General features: G+C 72.4%; 18 protein-coding genes. 6 read left to right on the forward strand and 12 right to left on the reverse strand.

Features of this window, described 5'->3' with window-relative positions:
* Positions 1 to 16 precede the first annotated feature (16 nt).
* Both AB8735_RS19135 and pdhA read right to left on the reverse strand, forming a co-directional pair.
* Positions 17 to 1006, reverse strand: a complete 990-nt coding sequence (locus AB8735_RS19135) for an alpha-ketoacid dehydrogenase subunit beta (RefSeq protein ID WP_344028477.1) — start codon at positions 1004 to 1006, stop codon at positions 17 to 19.
* Positions 1006 to 2157 carry a pyruvate dehydrogenase (acetyl-transferring) E1 component subunit alpha gene (pdhA, locus tag AB8735_RS19140; RefSeq protein ID WP_372408585.1) on the reverse strand — a complete coding sequence of 384 codons (1152 nt, stop codon included), beginning with the start codon at positions 2155 to 2157 and terminating at the stop codon, positions 1006 to 1008. The genes AB8735_RS19135 and pdhA overlap by 1 nt, the downstream gene beginning before the upstream one ends.
* Positions 2158 to 2525: 368 nt before the next feature.
* Here pdhA and AB8735_RS19145 point away from each other — a divergent pair, with 368 nt between their 5' ends.
* From AB8735_RS19145 to AB8735_RS19155, 3 genes are all read left to right on the forward strand, one after another.
* Positions 2526 to 3185, forward strand: a complete 660-nt coding sequence (locus AB8735_RS19145; RefSeq protein ID WP_049719122.1) for a response regulator transcription factor — start codon at positions 2526 to 2528, stop codon at positions 3183 to 3185.
* Positions 3186 to 3323: 138 nt separating this feature from the next.
* Complete coding sequence (locus tag AB8735_RS19150; protein ID WP_344028484.1) at positions 3324 to 3749, forward strand: pyridoxamine 5'-phosphate oxidase family protein; 426 nt, start codon at positions 3324 to 3326, stop codon at positions 3747 to 3749.
* Between the two features lie 15 nt (positions 3750 to 3764).
* Positions 3765 to 4856, forward strand: a complete 1092-nt coding sequence (locus tag AB8735_RS19155) for a phosphotransferase (protein WP_372408586.1) — start codon at positions 3765 to 3767, stop codon at positions 4854 to 4856.
* A 22-nt stretch (positions 4857 to 4878) separates the two neighbouring features.
* Here the strand turns inward: AB8735_RS19155 and AB8735_RS19160 are convergent, their stop codons facing one another.
* Positions 4879 to 6597: a protein kinase gene (locus AB8735_RS19160; protein WP_372408587.1), complete on the reverse strand. Its 1719-nt coding sequence runs from the start codon at positions 6595 to 6597 to the stop codon at positions 4879 to 4881.
* Positions 6598 to 6960: 363 nt separating this feature from the next.
* Between AB8735_RS19160 and AB8735_RS19165 the strand changes: the two genes are divergently transcribed.
* The gene (locus AB8735_RS19165; RefSeq protein WP_372408588.1) at positions 6961 to 8613 is read left to right on the forward strand and encodes a protein kinase; all 1653 of its coding nucleotides are present in this window, start codon (positions 6961 to 6963) and stop codon (positions 8611 to 8613) included.
* Between the two features lie 73 nt (positions 8614 to 8686).
* Here AB8735_RS19165 and AB8735_RS19170 read toward each other — a convergent pair whose 3' ends face one another.
* The 3 genes from AB8735_RS19170 to AB8735_RS19180 all read right to left on the reverse strand — a co-directional run bounded on the left by AB8735_RS19170 (position 8687) and on the right by AB8735_RS19180 (position 10935).
* On the reverse strand, positions 8687 to 9247 hold the full coding sequence (locus AB8735_RS19170) for a bacterial proteasome activator family protein (protein ID WP_344028493.1): 561 nt from the start codon (positions 9245 to 9247) through the stop codon (positions 8687 to 8689).
* 105 nt (positions 9248 to 9352) lie between these two features.
* A complete protein-coding gene (locus AB8735_RS19175) occupies positions 9353 to 9886 on the reverse strand; it encodes a hypothetical protein (protein ID WP_372408589.1) in 534 nt (177 codons plus the stop codon).
* Positions 9887 to 9945: 59 nt separating this feature from the next.
* A complete protein-coding gene (locus tag AB8735_RS19180; RefSeq protein WP_372408590.1) occupies positions 9946 to 10935 on the reverse strand; it encodes an NAD(P)H-quinone oxidoreductase in 990 nt (329 codons plus the stop codon).
* 175 nt (positions 10936 to 11110) lie between these two features.
* Between AB8735_RS19180 and AB8735_RS19185 the strand changes: the two genes are divergently transcribed.
* Positions 11111 to 12184: a potassium channel family protein gene (locus AB8735_RS19185; protein ID WP_344029021.1), complete on the forward strand. Its 1074-nt coding sequence runs from the start codon at positions 11111 to 11113 to the stop codon at positions 12182 to 12184.
* A 4-nt stretch (positions 12185 to 12188) separates the two neighbouring features.
* On the opposite strand, the gene AB8735_RS19190 is transcribed toward AB8735_RS19185, so the two are convergent.
* The 4 genes from AB8735_RS19190 to AB8735_RS19205 all read right to left on the reverse strand — a co-directional run bounded on the left by AB8735_RS19190 (position 12189) and on the right by AB8735_RS19205 (position 15377).
* The gene (locus AB8735_RS19190; protein ID WP_372408591.1) at positions 12189 to 12767 is read right to left on the reverse strand and encodes a Uma2 family endonuclease; all 579 of its coding nucleotides are present in this window, start codon (positions 12765 to 12767) and stop codon (positions 12189 to 12191) included.
* Between the two features lie 59 nt (positions 12768 to 12826).
* Positions 12827 to 13753 (reverse strand): hypothetical protein, encoded by a 927-nt coding sequence (locus AB8735_RS19195; protein ID WP_372408592.1) that lies wholly within the window; start codon positions 13751 to 13753, stop codon positions 12827 to 12829.
* 329 nt (positions 13754 to 14082) lie between these two features.
* Entirely contained in the window at positions 14083 to 14838 is a 756-nt protein-coding gene (locus tag AB8735_RS19200; RefSeq protein WP_372411875.1) for a GntR family transcriptional regulator, read from the reverse strand.
* A complete protein-coding gene (locus AB8735_RS19205; protein ID WP_344028510.1) occupies positions 14835 to 15377 on the reverse strand; it encodes a UTRA domain-containing protein in 543 nt (180 codons plus the stop codon). The genes AB8735_RS19200 and AB8735_RS19205 overlap by 4 nt, the downstream gene beginning before the upstream one ends.
* A 177-nt stretch (positions 15378 to 15554) precedes the next feature.
* Here AB8735_RS19205 and AB8735_RS19210 point away from each other — a divergent pair, with 177 nt between their 5' ends.
* A complete protein-coding gene (locus tag AB8735_RS19210) occupies positions 15555 to 15827 on the forward strand; it encodes a hypothetical protein (protein ID WP_344028512.1) in 273 nt (90 codons plus the stop codon).
* A 44-nt stretch (positions 15828 to 15871) separates the two neighbouring features.
* Here AB8735_RS19210 and AB8735_RS19215 read toward each other — a convergent pair whose 3' ends face one another.
* On the reverse strand, positions 15872 to 17572 hold the full coding sequence (locus AB8735_RS19215) for a molybdopterin molybdotransferase MoeA (protein ID WP_372408593.1): 1701 nt from the start codon (positions 17570 to 17572) through the stop codon (positions 15872 to 15874).
* Complete coding sequence (locus AB8735_RS19220; RefSeq protein ID WP_372408594.1) at positions 17569 to 18474, reverse strand: DUF6457 domain-containing protein; 906 nt, start codon at positions 18472 to 18474, stop codon at positions 17569 to 17571. Before AB8735_RS19220 ends, AB8735_RS19215 begins: the two co-directional genes overlap by 4 nt.
* Positions 18475 to 18504: the final 30 nt, after the last annotated feature.

Consider the following 18504-nt stretch of genomic DNA (forward strand, 5'->3'; position numbering starts at 1 on the left):
CGACTCTCCTCAGCCCTCAGTACGCAAGCGAGCGGTCTACGGCGTCGAGTACCCGGTCCAGTCCCGGAAGGTACTCGTCCTCCAGCCGCGACGGCGGGTAGGGGGCGTGGTAGCCGCCGACCCGCAGGACGGGGGCCTCCAGGTGGTAGAAGCAGCGCTCGGTGATCCGGGCCGCGATCTCGGCGCCGGAGCCGAAGAAGACCGGGGCCTCGTGGACCACGACGAGCCGGCGGGTGCGCTCGACGGACGCCTGGATCGCGTCGAAGTCGACCGGCGAGATCGACCGGAGGTCCAGGACCTCCAGCGACCTGCCCTCCTCCTCGGCCGCCGCGGCGGCCTCCAGACAGGTCTTGACCATGGGCCCGTACGCGGCCAGCGTCAGGTCCGTGCCGGCGCGCACCGTACGGGCGGTGTGCAGCGGGCCCGGGGCGGCCGTGGCGGCGTCCGTGTCGACCTCGGAGCGGTCGTGGTAGCGCCGCTTGGGCTCGAAGTAGATGACCGGGTCGTCGCTCTGGATCGCCTGCTGGAGCATCCAGTACGCGTCGGAGGCGTTGGCCGGGCTGACCACCTTCAGGCCCGCGACGTGCGCGAAGAGCGACTCGGGGGACTCGCTGTGGTGCTCGACGGCGCCGATGGCCCCGCCGTAGGGGATGCGGATGACGACCGGCAGCTTGATCTTGCCGAGCGCGCGGGCGTGCATCTTGGCGAGCTGGGTGACGATCTGGTCGTACGCGGGGAAGACGAACCCGTCGAACTGGATCTCCACCACCGGCCGGTAGCCGCGCAGCGCCAGGCCGATCGCGGTGCCGACGATGCCGGACTCGGCGAGCGGGGTGTCGATGACGCGGTCCTCGCCGAAGTCCTTCTGCAGGCCGTCGGTGACCCGGAAGACGCCGCCGAGCTTGCCGACGTCCTCGCCCATCACCAGGACCTTGGGGTCGGACTCCAGCGCCGTGCGCAGCGAGGCGTTGATGGCCTTGACGATCGACAGCTTCTCGGTGGCCATCAGTTGCTCTCCTCGTCCGCGAACTGCGCCTGGTAGGCGGCGAACTGTGCGCGCTCCTCGTCGACCAGGGCGTGGCCGTCGGCGTAGATGTTCTCGAAGATCGCCGTGTCCTCGGGGTCCGGCATGGTGCGGACCCGGTCGCGGACGCGCTTGGCGAGGGCGTCGCTCTCGGCCTCCAGCGCGGCGAAGAACTCCTCGTCGGCGTACCCCTCGCGCTCCAGGTGACGGCGCAGGCGCAGGATCGGGTCCTTGGCCTCCCAGGCCTCCCGCTCCTCGTCCCGGCGGTACTTCGTCGGGTCGTCGGAGGTGGTGTGGGCGCCCATCCGGTAGGTGAACGCCTCGACGAGCATGGGGCCCTGGCCGGTGCGGGCGCGCTCCAGGGCGGCCTTGGTGACCGCGAGGCAGGCCAGGACGTCGTTGCCGTCGACGCGGACGCCGGGGAAGCCGTAGCCCTGGGCGCGGCGGTAGAGCGGGACGCGGGTCTGCTTCTCGGTGGGCTCGGAGATGGCCCACTGGTTGTTCTGGCAGAAGAACACCACGGGGGCGTTGTAGACCGCGGCGAAGGTGAACGCCTCGGCCACGTCGCCCTGGCTGGAGGCGCCGTCGCCGAAGTAGGCGATGACGGCGGAGTCGGCGCCGTCCTTGGCGACGCCCATCGCGTAGCCGGTGGCGTGCAGCGCCTGCGAGCCGATGACGATCGTGTACAGGTGGAAGTTGTTCTCGTTGGGGTCCCAGCCACCGTGGTTGACGCCGCGGAACATCCCGAGGAGGTTGGTCGGGTCCACCCCGCGGCACCAGGCGACGCCGTGCTCGCGGTAGGTCGGGAAGACGTAGTCGTCGGCGCGGGTGGCCCGGCCGGAGCCGATCTGCGCGGCCTCCTGGCCCAGCAGGGAGGCCCACAGGCCCAGTTCGCCCTGGCGCTGGAGGGTGGTGGCCTCGCCGTCGAAGCGGCGGGTCAGCACCATGTCGCGGTACAGGCCGCGCAGTTCCTCGGGCGTCACGTCGATGGCGTAGTCGGGGTGCTCGACCCGCTCGCCCTCGGGCGTCAGCAGCTGTACGAGCTCCGGCTGGTCCGGCCCGCCGGCCGGCTTCTTCACGCCGGCGCGTTTGCCGCCGCGCGGCTTGCGCGCGGCGGGGCTGTCCACGGTCACGTGTGCTCCTCCGTCTGTCGGCCCCCGGGGTCGCCGGTGGCCGTAGGGGGTCCCCCCGCCGTGGGGCTGGGGGTGCTCGCCCGCTTCCCGACGGCACACGGGGTGGGTGTGCCGAGGCCGAACCGGACGCGACAGGCGCCCCGGCGAATGGCCTGCAATAGGCACGTTACCCAGTACCCGGCATTCCTGCGAAACCCTCTCTGACCTGCGATTTTGCTTGGATTTCCAAGTAAATCGAGAAAGGGCCGCAGCAGCACTGGTCAGAGCCTTGCGAGCCTCCTCCGCGCGAGCGGAGTTACCGCCGGAACGACCGCACGTTATCCCGGAGGACAAGAGCAGGGGAAGACTCGATGTGTGAGACTGACACTGTGCGCGAACAAGGAAAAATCACGGTATTTCTGCTTGACGACCACGAGGTGGTACGGCGCGGCGTCCACGAGATGCTCTCCGTGGAGGAGGACATCGAGGTGGTGGGCGAAGCCGGCACCGCGGCCGACGCTCTCGTGCGCATTCCCGCCACCCGGCCCGATGTCGCCGTACTGGACGTTCGCCTTCCGGATGGTAGTGGAGTCGAAGTATGCCGTGAGATCCGCGCCCAGGACGAGGGCATCAAATGCCTGATGCTCACCTCCTTCGCCGACGACGAGGCGCTTTTCGACGCGATCATGGCCGGGGCCTCGGGTTATGTGCTGAAGGCCATTCGCGGCAATGAACTGCTCTCCGCCGTGCGCGACGTCGCCGCCGGAAAGTCCCTGCTCGATCCGGTCGCGACCGCCCGGGTGCTGGAGCGGCTGCGCGACGGCAAGGACCCCAAGGGCGACGACCGGCTCGCCTCCCTCACCGACCAGGAGCGCCGCATCCTGGACCTGATCGGGGAGGGCCTGACCAACCGCGTGATCGGCGAGCGGCTGCACCTCGCCGAGAAGACCATCAAGAACTACGTCTCCAGCCTGCTGTCCAAGCTGGGCATGGAGCGCCGCTCCCAGGCCGCGGCGTACGTCGCCCGGCTCCAGGCCGAGAAGCGCTGACGCCGGCCGGTCCGGGGATCCGTCCGTGGATCCGTCCGTTTCCGGTCCGGGGATCCGTCCGTTTAGGGACCAACGTCCCGGGCGCGACGGGGCGGGTGGCTCTACGTGCACCGTGGGTAACGGTGCAGAGTAAGGCGCATGCCTTCAGACGAGTACCGAGCGTTCGAACTGCTCGACCGCGCCCCCTACGGGCGGCTCTCCGTGACCATGCGCGCGCTCCCGTTCGTCATCACCACCCGGCACATCGTCTCCGACGGCAAGATCCTGATCCGGCTGCACGGCGGCTACGGCTACGGACGCGCCTGCGACGGCTCGGTCGTCGCCTACAACGCCGACAACTTCGGCGGCCGGGAGGAGGGCGACGAAAACGTCTGGCACATCCAACTCATGGGAACCGCCCGTACCTTCGTCCCCGACCCGGCCGAACTCCCGCGCTTCGGCCCGGCCCCCCGCACGGCCGACAACGGGCCCTTCATCCCCGAATACCTGTGCATAGAACCGCAGTTCATCACCCTGCACCACCTCGAAGGCGTACCCGCACGGGCCGCCGCGCACGCTTCGTGAACTAACATTTGGGGCGTGCCGCGCTCAGTTGTCCACCACGCACCGCCCCACGCCCCACCCCCCGACGGCGCCCTGCGCACCCTGCTGCGCCGCTACCACCAGGCGGGCGAGCCCGTCTCCTGCGAACCGCTCACCGAGGGCCTGCTGAACCGGGGTTACCGGCTCTCCACCAGCCGCGGCCGCTTCTTCCTCAAGCACCATCTCGACGGCGACCGGGACGCCATCGCCCGCCAGCACGCCGCCACCCTCCGGCTGGGCGCGCTCGGACTGCCGGTCGCCCCGCCCGTCGCCGACGACGACGGGTCCACCGTCGCCGTCCTCGGCGGCCGCTGCTACGCCCTGCACCCCTGGGTCGAGGGCCGGCACCGCGACGGGGGCGAGCTGACCGAGACCCAGTCCCGGCGGCTGGGGGCGCTGCTGGGACGGGTGCACGTCAGCCTGGAGACGGTCATGGAGGGCGAGAGCCCGGAGGACGCTCCCCAGGGCCCCCAGGAGGCCGCCACGGGCCGTTCCCCCGCCCGTTCCCCCGCCCCCGACGCCGCGGCCGACCCCGAGGACACCTACGCGCTCATCGAGGAGCTTCTGGTCCTGGCCCGCCGCCGGCCCCGCGACGCCTTCGACGAACTCGCCGAGCACCGTCTCGTCGAGCGCCGCGCCCTGCTGGAGCAGCACGCCCACCGCCGCCCGCCGGCGGCCGCGACGCCCGCCCGGGGCTGGGTGCACGGCGACTTCCACCCGCTCAACCTGCTCTACCGGGGCGCCGAGCCCGCCGCGATCATCGACTGGGACCGGCTGGGCGTCCGGCCGCGCGCCGAGGAGGCCGTCCGGGCGGCCGTGATCTTCTTCCTGCGGCCCGACGGGACGCTGGACTTCACGAAGATACGGCCCTACGCACGGGCCTACCGGGGCAGCACGGGCGCCGCCCCCGCCGAACTGGCGGCGGCGGTGCACCGGGTGTGGTGGGAGCGGCTCAACGACTTCTGGATGCTGCGCTGGCGCTACCAGCTCGGAGACCACCGCGCCGACCCCGGTTTCCCGGCGTCGGCGGCGTTGGCGGTGTGGTGGACGCGCGCGTACGACGAGGTACGCGCGGCGTTCACGGACTGACGTCCGTTGGGGGACGGGGAGTTCAGGGGGTGGTGTGGCCCTGGGTCGTCTGACCCTGAGCCGCCTGCCCCTGGCTGGTCTGGCCCTGGGACGTCTGACCCTGCGTCGTCTGACCCTGGGACGTCTGACCCTGGCTGGTCTGACCCTGGCTGGTCTGGCCCTGGGATGTCTGACCCTGAGTCGTCTGCCCCTGGGTCGTCTGCCCCTGCGTCGTCTGGCCCTGCGTCGTCTGACCCTGGTTGGTGCCGGGCTTGCCGTCGTCGGTCGGGTTGGTGGTGGGGTCCTTGCTCGGCTCGTTGGACGGCTCGTTGCTCGGCTCCTGCGACTGGCGGCCGCGGTGCCGGGTGTTGCCCGAATAGTCGCCCTCGTCGCCGGAGTTGTCGCCCGTCGTGCCGTTCCGCTCGGGGACGGAGTGGGACTCCTTGTCCTTCGGGGTCGCGGAGGAGGCGTCGGGGGAGCCGGGGGTGGAGGGCGCGACGGTCTGCTTGTCCTTCTTGGTGTCGCCCTCGTTCTGCTTGTTATGCGGCAGCATCACGTACGCCGCCACGGCGACCGTCGCCACGATCACCACCGCGATGAAGATCCACAGCTTGCTGCTGCCGCCGCCCCGGCCGCGCCCGCCCGGCTCGTAGTCGTCGTCGCCACCGCCGCCGATGCCCTGCGGAAGGATCCGCTGCGGGGAGGTGTCGCCGTGCTGCGGGTGCGGCATGGCCGTGGTCTGGCCCATGCCCACGCCCGCCGCGCCCAGCATCTGCGTGGCCGCGGTGGCCGCCGCGACCGGGCCGGTGTCCCAGGCGCCGGTGTGGCCGCCCGCGTCGTGCAGCATCTGGAGGCTGTACTGGACCAGCCCGCGCATCTCCTCGGCGCTCTGGAACCGGTCGTCCGGGTCCTTGGCCAGCGAGCGCATGACGAGCCCGTCGAGCTCCGGCGGGACGCTGCTCAGCACCGTCGACGGCGGGATCGGGTTGTCCTGGACGTGCTGGTACACCACGGAGAGCGGCGTCTCGCCGGTGAACGGCGGGCGCAGCGCCAGGAGTTCGTAGAGCAGGCAGCCGGTGGCGTAGAGGTCCGAGCGGGCGTCCACGGTCTTGCCGAGGGCCTGTTCGGGCGAGAGGTACTGCGGGGTGCCCATGACCATGCCGGTCTGGGTCATGGTGGACTGCGCGCCGTGCAGGGCGCGGGCGATGCCGAAGTCCATGACCTTGACGGCACCGTTGTTGGTGATGATGACGTTGGCGGGCTTGATGTCGCGGTGCACGATGCCGTGCTGGTGGCTGTAGGCCAGCGCGTCCAGCACGCCCGAGACGATGATCAGCGCCTGCTCGGGCGGCGGGGCCTCGGCGTTGAGCAACAGGTCGCGGATGGTACGGCCTTCAACCAGCTCCATGACGATGTACGGCACGGTGCTGTGGCCGTTGATGTCCTCGCCGGAGTCGTAGACGGCCACGACCGCGTGGTGGTTCAGCCCGGCGACGGACTGTGCCTCGCGGGTGAAGCGGGCCTTGGAGACCGGGTCCTCGGCGAGGTCGGCACGGAGCAGCTTGACCGCGACCGTGCGGCCGAGGCGTACGTCCTCGGCGGCGAAGACCTCCGCCATGCCGCCGCGGCCGAGCCGGTGGGTGAGGCGGTAGCGGCCGTCGCCGACCATGCCGCCATTACCCCACATTTCCGGCACATCGGGCATTCCGCCCCCGGTGGCGTCAGGGTCGGACGGACCCTGGGCGCTCTGCGTCTGTGCCATCAGTCCTCGCCGTCGTGTCTGGCCGCTCGCGTGGGGGCCTGAACCTTGGGGCAGTGCTCACGCAGAGCCCGGGGCAGTACCTCGGGGCAATACGAAGCAATGCAGTTCTTCCGCTAGGCACGCTACAGGTTCCGGGATGCGCACCGGTCGGGGATGGACCGGCAATCAAACCCGCAGCGGGCCGCGCAAGGCAAATTCCGTGACGGCTTGTCGCGCATCCGGTCACGGAACGGGCACGTGGCTTGACGTGCCCCCGCCCTACGGCACACTTGGCCGGGATACGTGTCCGGCCGGATGGATCTGGCCGGATCAGACCTTTGAGCCGGGGCCCCGATTCGGCTCGGCGATGGGGGAAACAACAGCATGAGCCAGGACGGCGCACAGGGCCGGTACGCGGGACGGGCCGTCGGCGGCGGCCGCTACCAGCTGCGCGACCTGCTCGGCGAGGGCGGCATGGCCTCCGTGCACCTCGCCTACGACTCGGTGCTGGACCGCCAGGTGGCGATCAAGACCCTGCACACGGAACTGGGCCGCGAGTCGTCCTTCCGCGAGCGCTTCCGCCGCGAGGCGCAGGCCGTGGCCAAGCTCACGCACACCAACATCGTCTCGGTCTTCGACACCGGCGAGGACGCGCTCGACGGCTCGACGATGCCGTACATCGTCATGGAGTACGTCGAGGGCAAGCCGCTGCGCTCCGTGCTCGACGCGGATGTGAAGCAGTACGGCGCGATGCCCGCCGCGAAGGCGCTGAAGATCACGGCCGATGTGCTGGCGGCGCTGGAGGTCAGCCACGAGGCGGGCCTGGTCCACCGGGACATCAAGCCGGGCAACGTGATGATGACCAAGCGTGATGTGGTCAAGGTCATGGACTTCGGCATCGCCCGCGCCATGCAGTCCGGCGTCACGTCGATGACCCAGACCGGCATGGTCGTCGGCACCCCGCAGTACCTCTCGCCCGAACAGGCGCTGGGACGCGGGGTGGACGAGCGCTCCGACCTGTATTCGGTCGGCATCATGCTCTTCGAGCTGCTGACCGGGCGGCTGCCCTTCGACGCGGACTCGCCGCTGGCCATCGCGTACGCGCACGTCCAGGAGGAGCCGGTCGCGCCCTCCACGATCAACCGCTCGATCCCTCCGGCGGTGGACGCGCTGGTCGCCCGCGCGCTGAAGAAGAACCCGAACGAGCGCTTCCCGTCCGCCGCCGCGATGCGCGACGAGTGCGCCCGCGTGGCCTCCACGGTGCACTCCGCGTCCTCGCCGATGATCAGCGGCGACGCGCCGGCACCGCGCAGCGGGGCGGGCGTCTCCTCGGCGGTCTTCCCGCCGGTGGACCAGCAGGCGGTCCCGGGCCCGGGCATCCAGTCCGTCCAGACCCCGTACCAGCCGCAGCAGCCCCAGCAGCCCCAGCAGCCCCAGCAACAGCCCTACGGGTCCTACCAGCCCCCGGCCCCCGCGTACTCCACGCCGCCCCCGTACCAGGCGCCGCCCGCTCCTTCCGGCGGCAAGGGGAACAAGCCGGTCATCATCGGCTCGGCGGTCGTCGCCGCCCTGGCCGTCATCGCCGTGGTCGCGGTCGTCGTCCTCAAGAGCGGTTCGTCCGACGACGGTTCGAAGACGCAGGCCGACGAGCAGAAGACGGCGCAGACCGCGTCCCCGGCGGGCGGTACGGGCGGTACGGGCGGTACGGGCGGTACGGGCGGCGGCAGCACCGCCAACGAGAACAAGCACAAGGACGGCGACAAGACCCGGGTCGTCGAGGCCGAGCGGTGCACCAACGCGCGCGACAGCTTCCTCGACAAGACCAAGAAGAACATGCCCGACCTCCGCTGGGTCTCCATCGACTCGGTGAAGTCCTGCCTCCAGGGCGCGGGTTGGAAGTACCGCGTGGACAAGCAGGACGAGAACACCTGGGGCAAGGGCACGGTGATGCAGCAGAGCCCGCAGCCGGGCGACGCGTTCGACCCCAAGAACACCACGATCGTGGTCACGGTCTCCACGGGCGACCCCGCCTCCTGACGACGGCCCCCTGCCGGCGGACATGGCGAAGGGCCGGAAGTCCCGGTGGACTTCCGGCCCTTCGCCGTATGCGTTACAGGTACGGACCCGAGCGCGCCCCGTGCTGCGGGTGGCCGTCCTCGTGGTCGTCCTCGCCGATGCCCGCCGGGAGGGCGCGGCGCATCTGTTCCAGCTGGGCGCGGGCCGCCATCTGCTGGGCGAACAGCGCCGTCTGGATGCCGTGGAACAACCCCTCCAGCCAGCCGACCAACTGGGCCTGCGCGATGCGCAGTTCGGCCTCGGTGGGGATGGTGTCGTCGGTGAACGGGAGCGAGAGGCGCTCCAGCTCCTCCACGAGCTCGGGGGCGAGCCCGTCCTCCAGCTCCTTGACGGAGCTGTGGTGGATCTCCTTGAGCCGGACACGGCTGGCCTCGTCGAGAGGAGCCGCCCGTACCTCCTCCAGCAGCTGCTTGATCATGCTGCCGATGCGCATGACCTTCGCGGGCTGTTCGACCTGCTCCGTCACAGGCACCTCACGCGACTCGTCGTCACCGGCCCCGCCGCCGGGGCCAGCGCTGCCGAGAGCCATGCCGTCCGGGCCTACGACCAGGACGTGCGGGCTCTCCTGCGACCGTTCGTTCCTCGGCATATCCATGCCGCCATTCTCTCGCACAGGTGATTTCCCCCAGGTGATGCCCCTGTATGCGGCTGATCCACCGGCGCAGGGGCGCAGAACCGTCCCGGCTTTCAGCGACGGCTTTCAGCGACGGCGCAGACGCAGGCCGAGGAAGCCGATGCCGAGGCCGGTGAGCGTCAGCCCGGTGCCGAGCGGGAGGACGCGCATCACAGGTTCCGGGGGCGGGGCGGACGTGCTGCCCTGCGCGGTCGCCCCGCCCTCGGCCCGCACGGGCACGGGGGGCGGCGCGGGCGAGGACGGCGTGGGCGAGCGGGTGGGGGACGGGGACGCCTCCGGTACGGGCGTCCCGGCCGCCTCATCGAGGGCCTCCGGCAGTCCCGGTTCGGACCGCTCCTCGTCCACGGGCGCCGGCGGCCGCTCCTCGTCCGGGTACTCCACGGGCGCCCGCGAGGGCTCCGGGGCACGGCCGGGGTGGGCGCGCCCCTGGCCCGCGACCGTCCCGGCGAGCCGCCCGGGGTCGGGGGCGGCGGACGGGCCCGGCGGGCGGGGCAGGGGCCCGGACGGCCCGGACCCGGCCGCCACCGCACCCGGCGCCAGGGCGAGGACGGCCGCCAGCGTCAGCCCGGCGAATGCGGCCGGGCGGGTTCCGGCGATCACCCCTCCACCGTCACACGGGGACCGGACGGCGGCAGCGGGGCGGCCGCCGTCCGGGTGACTCAGCCTGCCGCGCCCGTGGTGAGCAGCACCTTCCCCACGTGCGCGCTCTCCTCCAGGATCCGGTGCGCGGCGGCCGCGTCCCGCAGCGGCATCCTCCGGTCCACGACCGGGCGCACCCGACCGCCCGAGACCAGCGGCCACACGTGCTCGCGCACCGCCGCGACGATCGCCGCCTTCTCCGCGAGCGGCCGCGAGCGCAGCGTCGTCGCCATCACCGCGGCGCGCTTGGACAGCAGCTTGCCGAGGTCGAGTTCGGCCTTGCGGCCGCCCTGGAGGCCGATGACGGCCAGCCGGCCGTTGACGGCGAGGGCGTCCACGTTCCGCTCCAGGTACTTGGCGCCCATGATGTCGAGGATCACGTCGGCGCCCGCGCCGCCGGTGACCTTGCGCAGCTCCTCGACGAAGTCCTGCTCGCGGTAGTCGATGAGGATGTCCGCGCCCAGCTCGCGGCAGCGCTCCAGCTTCTCCGCGCCGCCCGCGGTGACCGCCACGCGCGCGCCGACCGCCTTGGCCAGCTGGACGGCCATCGTGCCGATGCCGCTGCCGCCGCCGTGCACCAGCAGCGTCTCGCCGGGGCGCAGGTGGGCGAGCATGAAGACGTTCGACCAGACCGTCGCGGTGACCTCGGGCAGGGCCGCGGCCGACACCGTGTCCAGCCCCTCCGGGACGGGCAGCAGCTGGCCGACGGGGACGACGGCCTTCTCCGCGTACCCGCCGCCCGCCAGCAGCGCGCACACCTCGTCGCCGACCGCCCAGCCGCTCACCCCCGGGCCGAGGGCGGCGATCCGGCCGGAGCACTCCAGGCCGAGGTACGGGGAGGCGCCGGGCGGCGGGGGATAGAGGCCCTTGCTCTGCATCAGATCCGCGCGGTTGACGGCGGTCGCGGCGACCTCGACCAGCACCTCTCCCCCGCCGGGCACGGGATCGGGTACCTCGGCCCAGACGAGCGCGTCGGGTCCGCCGGGTGTGGGGATGGTGATCGCATGCATGCCGCGAGGCTACTCCCGGGGTCGGACACCGCACCTGACACAGCGGCGGACACGGCGGGTACACGCCGCCGGACAATTCGCCGGGATACGGGATCATGGACCCGTGCCGACTTCACCGACCGACGGACCGGGCCGCCCGGAGAGCGCCCGCAGCCGCCTGAGGAACAGCCGCCGGATGCTGCTCCGTTCGCTCTGGCGCCGCACCCGCGCCGACGCGGAGGACGCGGAGGCCGGGCGCTCGGTGATACTGCCGGTCCAGCACGTCACCGCCCCGCTGCGGCAGGTGCTGCGCCGCCTGCTGATGGCCCTGACGGTCCTCGGGCTCACCACCCTCGTCGTCTATCTGGACCGGGACGGCTACCACGACAACGCGGGCGGCCCGCTGGGCTTCCTCGACGCCGCGTACTACGCGACCGTCACCCTCTCCACCACCGGATACGGCGACATCACCCCGGTGGGCGCGGGCGCCCGGCTGACGAACATCCTCGTCGTCACGCCGCTGCGCGTGCTGTTCCTGATCATTCTGGTCGGCACCACGCTGGAAGTGCTGACCGAACGGACGCGCCAGCAGGTGCGCATTCATCGTTGGAGATCGCGGATGCGGGACCACACCGTCGTCATCGGGTACGGCACCAAGGGCCGGCACACGATCGAGACGCTCATCGGCCAGGGGCTGCCGAAGGAGAAGATCGTCGTCGTGGACCCGCAGAAGAAGGCGGTCGACGCGGCGGCGGTCGACGGCCTCGTGGGCGTCCTCGGCGACGCGACCCGCTCCGAGACCCTGCGCCGCGCCGAGCTCCAGAGCGCCGCCAGGATCGTCGTCACCACCCAGCGCGACGACACGGCCGCCCTGGTCACCCTCACCGCCCGCCAGCTCAACAAGCACGCCACGATCGTCGTCGCCGTCCGCGAGGACGAGAACGTCCCGCTGCTCCGCCAGAGCGGCGCCAACACGGTGGTCACCAGCTCCAGTTCGGCGGGCCGCATGCTCGGCATGTCGATGGTCAGTCCGTACGTGGGCGACGTCCTGGAGGACCTGCTGACCTACGGCCAAGGCCTGGACGTCGTCGAACGCCCGGTCACCAAGTCGGAGGCGGGCCGCTCCCCGCGCGACTGCGCCGACCTCGTCGTGGCCGTTGTCCGCGGTCACCGCCTGCTCAACTACACGGACGCGGAGGCCCAGTCCCTCCACCTCACGGACCGCGTGATCACGATCCGGCAGGCACCGGCGGCGACGCCTGCCGAGTAGGCGCTCAGTCGGCGAAGTCCTTCAACTCCTCGGTGTCCAGGGTGAACCCGACCGGGTCGGGAAGCTGCACGGACTCCCCGTACGGCCGGGACAGGATGCTGAGGTACTCGCCGTCCTTGGGCTCGGAGTAGACGGTGACCATGGCGCGGTCGCGGTCGATCAGGAGGTAGACCGGAATGCCGGCCGCAGCGTATCCGCTCGGCTTTTCCATCCGGTCACGCCGGTTGGTATCCGTGTCGTCCGAGGTCACCTCCACCACCATCAGAACGCCCTCGGGGTCCGACCACTCACCGTGCCCGGCGAAGTGCTTGCGCGGAGCAAGAGCCGCATCGGTGATCGCACGCCCCTTGCGATAGCCCTCGATCTTCAGGCCGGCTTCCGCGTACAACCGCACATCGGGTCGCTGCTCCCTGCACGCGTCCTGAAGCCACATGATGATTTCACGGTGGTCCCCGTCCGGCACCGGCTTGACCTCGATCCTTTCGTTGATGAATTCCAGACGCACGGTCTCGGGCGCCGTGCGGGCCAGTTCCTCGAACTCCTCGACGGAGATCAGGGAACGCTCGGCGGGGGTCGGGGTCATGTGATCGCCTCCTCCCTTCAATGGTGCCCCGATGTCGGGCGGGGCGTCGTGTACGACGGTCATGCGTGTGCCTTCCTTTCGCGTTGACGGTTGATGGCTCGTAGCCGATCGACGCGGACGCGGACGTCATCGGCCAGAGTCCGGCAGGGGTCGGGCCGGGGCGGCGTCTCGCCCCGGCAAGCGCCGCAGATACCGGCGGTGAGGGCCTCCGCCGTGCCGGGAGCGCGACAGACGACGCACTCCAGAAGCATGTGCGGCCGCCTGGGAGCGGTGTGCTCCCGCACTTCCGGAGGGAGCTTCTCCCACAGCCGACGCCGCGTGAACCCGGCCGCGTACAGCACCTCGGGCGGCAGCCCCGCCGTCATGATCCGGACGAATTCGCCGTCCGTGACGCCGCGTTCGAACCACGGCTCGACGAGCGGCGCGAGGGCGGCGCAGTCGGCGGCGGACAGGGTCATACGGGGATCGGCGAGCCCGAGGGAGGCCAGCAGCCCGTAGGCGCGGGAGCGGGGCCGCCGGGCGACGTCTCCGGCTACCGGAGCGGGCACCACCTCGGTACAAGACGCCGGGGAGTCGTCCGGAGCACAGGCCCGATCGCCGACCGGTCCACCGGTGGCGGACGAACTGCCCTCGTCCACGGGAACATCACCCCTCCGCACCGCCTCCCACCAGGAGTCATCGCGAGGCGTCCGGGAGAAGAAGGTCCGCGTCACCCAACGCGAGCTGCCGTCCTCACTCTTGACGGTGACCTGGAACCGTCGCAGATGACCGGCCTCGGCGAGCCGCCGCAGCGCCGTCAGGCAGGCGGCCTGCCCGTAGTCGGGCAACTGGGCCGCCAGCGACTTGCCGTCCACTGCCGCGCCCTCGGGAAGCCGGTCGATGAAGGCGGCGATCGACGCTTCCCGCGGCCGCAGATGGACGAAGTCGTCGCCCCGCCGGGGCTCTTGGCCGGGCGCATTGCGCTTCCCGAAGCCGGAGCGGGCCATACGAGGAGTGTGCGCGGGAAGGGACTCAGGACTAGGGTAGGCGTCAGCCACGGGATCGGCTCCACGACCTCGTCGGTGAGACCCCGGCCGGTGGTGCTAGCACCGGACCGGGGTCGTCTTGTTGCTGCGCACGCTAGGGCCTTGCGACAGCACGTCGCAAACCAGCCACTCATCGCGAACTCCCCGTGGTACACGCGCGCTTGGGCACGTGCGCGGGGCGGGTTGGTGGGTGGGTTTAGCAACCCACCATTCCTTTAGGGAGCGCTCGGATCTCGGCCCCCGAATCCCGAAGCTCAAGCTCCGGGCAACTGTCACTTGAGGTATTCACCTCATAGAGGGATGTCGTACTGCAGCTCGTACAGATGCCCCGCCTTCGCCATCACCGAGGCCTCGATGGGGCGTTCACCGTCCGTGTAGACCACGCGGAACGTCCGCAGCACGGGAAGGTCGCTGGGCATGGCCAGGGCCGTGTACTGCTCCTGCGTGGGCACGCGCGCCGAGACCTGGTCCACGCTGTGGCGGGGCGGGTAGCCCAGTTCCGCGAGGAGGGTGGGGGTGCCGCCGCGGATCCTGCGGTGTTGGGTCATCGGGGTGCCGTCGGCGATGTCAAGGGGGTAGTAGGACTTGACCAGTTCGACGGGTTCGTCGTCGAAGAGCAGGATCTGGGAACGCAACAGCGCGGTGCCATCCCCGGCAAGGTTCAGCGCGGCGGCGACGTCCGCCGGCGGGCGCACCTCGGCGACGTCCAGGAGGCGGCTGCGGGCCCGTACGCCGCGCCGTTCGGCCTCCGTGATCCAGCGGTACGGCTGTCCCGGGGCGGCCGGCGCCAGATAGGACGCCGGATGCATCGTCCGCTGCCGGTGCTCGCGCACCGTGACCCCGGAGCCCGGGCGTCCGACGACGAGCCCTTCGGCCTTGAGCACCTGGAGTGCCTTCTGCACCGTCGCGTTGGAGACGTGGAAGCGGTTCTTGAGCCGCAGGGTGGAGGGCACGTTGCCGCCCGGCGGCAGGTCGCCCGACATGATCTCGTCCCGCAGGTCGGCCGCGATGCGCTCGTGGAGCGGGCGTGTGTCCGGCACGGTCAGCCGATCCCGAGGTCGTAGCGGAGGTGCCGGAGTCCCGCCGGCATCGTCATGACGTCCACCTGGAGGGGCCGGTCGTCGCCGTCGAACGTGACCCGGGTCAGGTGCAGGACCGGTTCCCCGTCGTCCATGGCCAGTGCTTGACGCTCCTCGGCATCGGGCATCCGCGCACGGACCTCCTCCACGACCCGCCGGCCGACGTGCCCGAGCCGGGCGAGCAGGGTCACGGCGCCGCCGGGGATCCTGGCCGTCCCGGCGAGGGCCGTGCCCCGGGCGATGGCCAACGGGTAGTAGGTGTCGGTCAGTTCCGTCGGCCGGTCGTCCAGGGAGATGATCCTGCGGCGGACGACGACGGGCTGGTCGTCCGGCACCTGGAGCAACTCGCCCACCCGGGGCGGCGGGAGTGTCTCCCCCGCCTCTACGACACGTTGCGTCCCCCGCCGCCCCTGCGCGGCGGCCTCCTCGCTCCACGCGTCGCGCTGTCCCCTCTCGCGCGGGGCCAGGTAGGGGACTGATGTGCTGGTCCACTCGCTACGGCTCACGGCGGCCTCCTGCCCGGGTCGCGGTTCCCCGACCTTACTGCGCCTCCGACGGGGCGTGAGCCCGATCGGGTGACCCTGCCTCCGAAACCTACCTGTCCGCTGTTCGCGAATAGCAGTATGTTCCGCGCCATCCAGGGCAGTTCAGGGCCGTTCAGGGCCACACAAGGGAGTTGACCGATGCAGAATCCGCACCAGCGTCTCCGGACCGCCGCCCGCCATCGCCTCTCCCTCGTCACCGTGGCGGGGGACGGCGTCCGGGTCGGCGACGTGGTCTCCGTCGGCGGCATCCCGCACCGGGTCAAGGACGTGCGCTGCGTCTTCCCCGCCCGTGCGCGGCTCGAGTTCGAGGACGGGAACGTGTACGTCGTGGGGCGGTCGCATCCCATCGAGGTGTCGCGGCGCGTCCCGGTCATCGGGCAGGGGATTCCAGGGGGCCGCAGCCGACGGTGACCCAGCATCAAGTTCCGTCAGCAGCCAGGCCTTTGAGCACCGGCTCAGCCGATCGGGCCGCCCCCTGTCGCCGTCCACGGGAGGTCGAGGAGCGCGACCTGGCCGCGCGGGGTGTTGCCGCCCGGGGGGATCACCGCGATCGCGTCGGCCGCGGCCAGGCCGCGCAGCATCGCCGGGCCGTGGAAGCGCAGCGGCCGGGCGCCGTCGCCGCCCCGCAGGACGACCGGGACGAGACGGGTGTCGGTCGGGTGGCTGGGGACGGGGCCGGAGAGGACGGCGCGGCGGAGGGCGGGGGCGGTCCGGGCGGAGAGGGTGCGCAGCAGCGGCTCGGCGAGGGTGAGCAGACCGGCGACGGCGGCGAGGGGGTTCCCCGGGAGGCCGACGAGGTGGCGGCCCGGGGCCAGGCGGGCGAGCAGCATCGGGTGGCCGGGGCGGACCGCCACCCCGTCCACCAGCAGTTCGGCCTCGATCCGGTCGAGGGCGGGATGGAGGTGGTCACGGGGGCCGGAGGCGGTGCCGCCGGTGGTGATCACCAGGTCGGCGTCGGAGGCGGCGAGGGCGTCGTACAGGGCGTCGGCGTCGTCGCCCAGGCGGGTCGTTCCCGCGTCCTCGGCGCCGAGCGCGCGCAGCCAGGGGCCGAGCATCGGGCCGAGGGCGTCACGGATCCGGCCGTCGTGGGGCAGGCCCTCGTGGACGAGTTCGTCGCCGAGGACGAGGACCTCGACGCGGGGGCGGGCGGTGACCGTCAGCTCGTCGTACCCGGCGGCCGCGGCCAGGCCGAGCACGGCGGGGGTGATCAGGCTGCCGCCGGGCAGCAGTTCGTCGCCCCGGCCGCACTCCTGGCCGCGCGGGCGGATGTCCTGGCCCTGGCCGACCCGGCGGGTGGCGTGCAGCTCGCCCTCGTCGGACACGTCGCCGTGCTCGCTGCGGATCACCGCGGTCGCCCCGGGCGGTACCCGGGCGCCGGTGGCGATCGGTACGGCGTGGCCGTCGCGCAGCGGCTCGGTCCCGCCATGACCTGCGACGATGCCGGTTTCGTCGGCGGGCAGGCGCCAGGGCCCGGGGCCGGCGACGGCCCAGCCGTCCATGGCGGCGGTGTCGAACGACGGCAGGTCGGTGAGCGCGGTGAGGGGAACGGCGAGGGTCCGGCCGAGCACGTCGCCGAGGGGGCGGTCGACGGCGGGCAGGGGCTCGGCCGCACCGGCGGCGATGCTGCCGGCGGTGGCCCAGGAGGTGTGACGGGGGCCCTTGCCGTCACCGTCGCTCCCGCCTCTGGAGGGGGCGGGGCGGTGGGGGGCGGTCCCGTCGGCGTCACGGGGGCGGGCGGGGCGCCGGTCGGCCGGCTGCCGCTCGGCCCGCTGCCGGTCGCGGCGGGGCGCGCCCTGCCCGCCGGAGACGTCGCGGACCGTCCGCCAGATCTCGGTGAGGCCGTCGGTGGGGCCGTCGCCCCGGTCCCGGGCCCGGGGCACGGAGTCCGGCACGGGGTCGCCGCCCGGCGCGCCCCGGTGGTCGTAGAAGCTCACGCCCTCGAACGGGACGTCCAGCGGGGCGGTTTCACGTGAAACACCGGACACCGGCGCCGGGCCCGGCTCCTCCGCGAAGGGGTCCTCGAACGGGAGGTACCCCCCGTCCACCGGCCCCACGGCCCGGCCGGGAGTTCCATGGTCGCCCGCGAGGATGGCCAGCGCCTCGTCCGTGGCGCGGTCGAGGGCCGCCGCGTCCGCGTCGCCGTCGCGGGGGCTCATGCGGGTGCCCCGGAGGCGTCGCCGTCCTCCTCCGCCCAGCGCGCGGCCAGCGCCGCCGCCTGGCGGGCGGCGCGGGCGACCTCCTCGGGGCCGCCGCCGCGCAGCGCGGCCGCGTAGCCGACGAGGAAGGTCGTCAGGGGGGCGGCGGGGCGGGCCACGCCGTGCGCGGCGTCGCGGGCCAGGTCGAGGAGTTCGGCCCTGTTGACATCGAGTTCTATGCCGAGTTCGGCCTTGACCGCGGCGATCCATTCATCCAGCACGGCCCTATCGTCCCTGATGCGCGCGCGGGCCGCGCCGATGTCCTGCCAGGTGTCGCAGTCGAAGGATGCCTCGTGGTACGGGAGGCGCGCGAGGGACAGCTCGGCCGTGAGCAGGCGCAGGGGAAGCCCGGTGAGGGTGCCGTGTTCCGTGGCGAGCAGGGCGATCTCGCGTCGGAGCGGCTCCGCCCGGTAGGCGGCGACGAGCGGCTGGTCGCGCCCGTCGGCGTCGATGAGGAGGGCGCCCTCGGCGCCCCCGCCCCCGGGCCCGGCCCCGGATCCGAACGCGGACTCGGCACCGGCACCGGCACCGGCACCGGCGACGAGCGCCTGTACGGCCTTCGGATCGAGGAACGGCAGGTCGGCCGAGAGCACGAGCACCGTCTCCGCAGTCGCGTGCCGCAGCCCGGCGTGGAGGGCGGCCAGCGGACCGCCGCCGGGCGGCTGTTCGCGCGCCCAGACGACGGGCCGGACCGTGGCCCGGCGCGGCCCGACGACCACCGTCGTCGCCGCGCCGGCGCACGCGCCGAGCACCCGGTCGAGCAGGGAACGGGCACCGACCCGCACCCCGGGCTTGTCCGCCCCGCCCAGCCGCCGGGCGGCTCCGCCGGCCAGGATCACCGCGTCGTACTGCGTTTCCGTCACCCGACGAGTATGCGTGCCTTCCCGGCCCCG

The sequence above is a fragment of the Streptomyces luteireticuli genome, assembly GCF_041519305.1.
In the GTDB taxonomy this organism is placed as follows: domain Bacteria; phylum Actinomycetota; class Actinomycetes; order Streptomycetales; family Streptomycetaceae; genus Streptomyces; species Streptomyces luteireticuli.

Coding starts and splice junctions, on each gene's coding strand:
- AB8735_RS19165 (WP_372408588.1), top strand. CDS start 6,961: ATGAGCCAGGACGGCGCACAGGGCCGGTACGCGGGACGGGCCGTCGGC.
- AB8735_RS19150 (WP_344028484.1), top strand. CDS start 3,324: ATGCCTTCAGACGAGTACCGAGCGTTCGAACTGCTCGACCGCGCCCCC.
- AB8735_RS19180 (WP_372408590.1), bottom strand. CDS start 10,935: ATGCATGCGATCACCATCCCCACACCCGGCGGACCCGACGCGCTCGTC.
- AB8735_RS19210 (WP_344028512.1), top strand. CDS start 15,555: ATGCAGAATCCGCACCAGCGTCTCCGGACCGCCGCCCGCCATCGCCTC.
- AB8735_RS19215 (WP_372408593.1), bottom strand. CDS start 17,572: ATGAGCCCCCGCGACGGCGACGCGGACGCGGCGGCCCTCGACCGCGCC.
- AB8735_RS19160 (WP_372408587.1), bottom strand. CDS start 6,597: ATGGCACAGACGCAGAGCGCCCAGGGTCCGTCCGACCCTGACGCCACC.
- AB8735_RS19135 (WP_344028477.1), bottom strand. CDS start 1,006: ATGGCCACCGAGAAGCTGTCGATCGTCAAGGCCATCAACGCCTCGCTG.
- AB8735_RS19195 (WP_372408592.1), bottom strand. CDS start 13,753: ATGGCCCGCTCCGGCTTCGGGAAGCGCAATGCGCCCGGCCAAGAGCCC.
- AB8735_RS19190 (WP_372408591.1), bottom strand. CDS start 12,767: ATGACCCCGACCCCCGCCGAGCGTTCCCTGATCTCCGTCGAGGAGTTC.
- AB8735_RS19170 (WP_344028493.1), bottom strand. CDS start 9,247: ATGGATATGCCGAGGAACGAACGGTCGCAGGAGAGCCCGCACGTCCTG.
- AB8735_RS19185 (WP_344029021.1), top strand. CDS start 11,111: ATGCTGCTCCGTTCGCTCTGGCGCCGCACCCGCGCCGACGCGGAGGAC.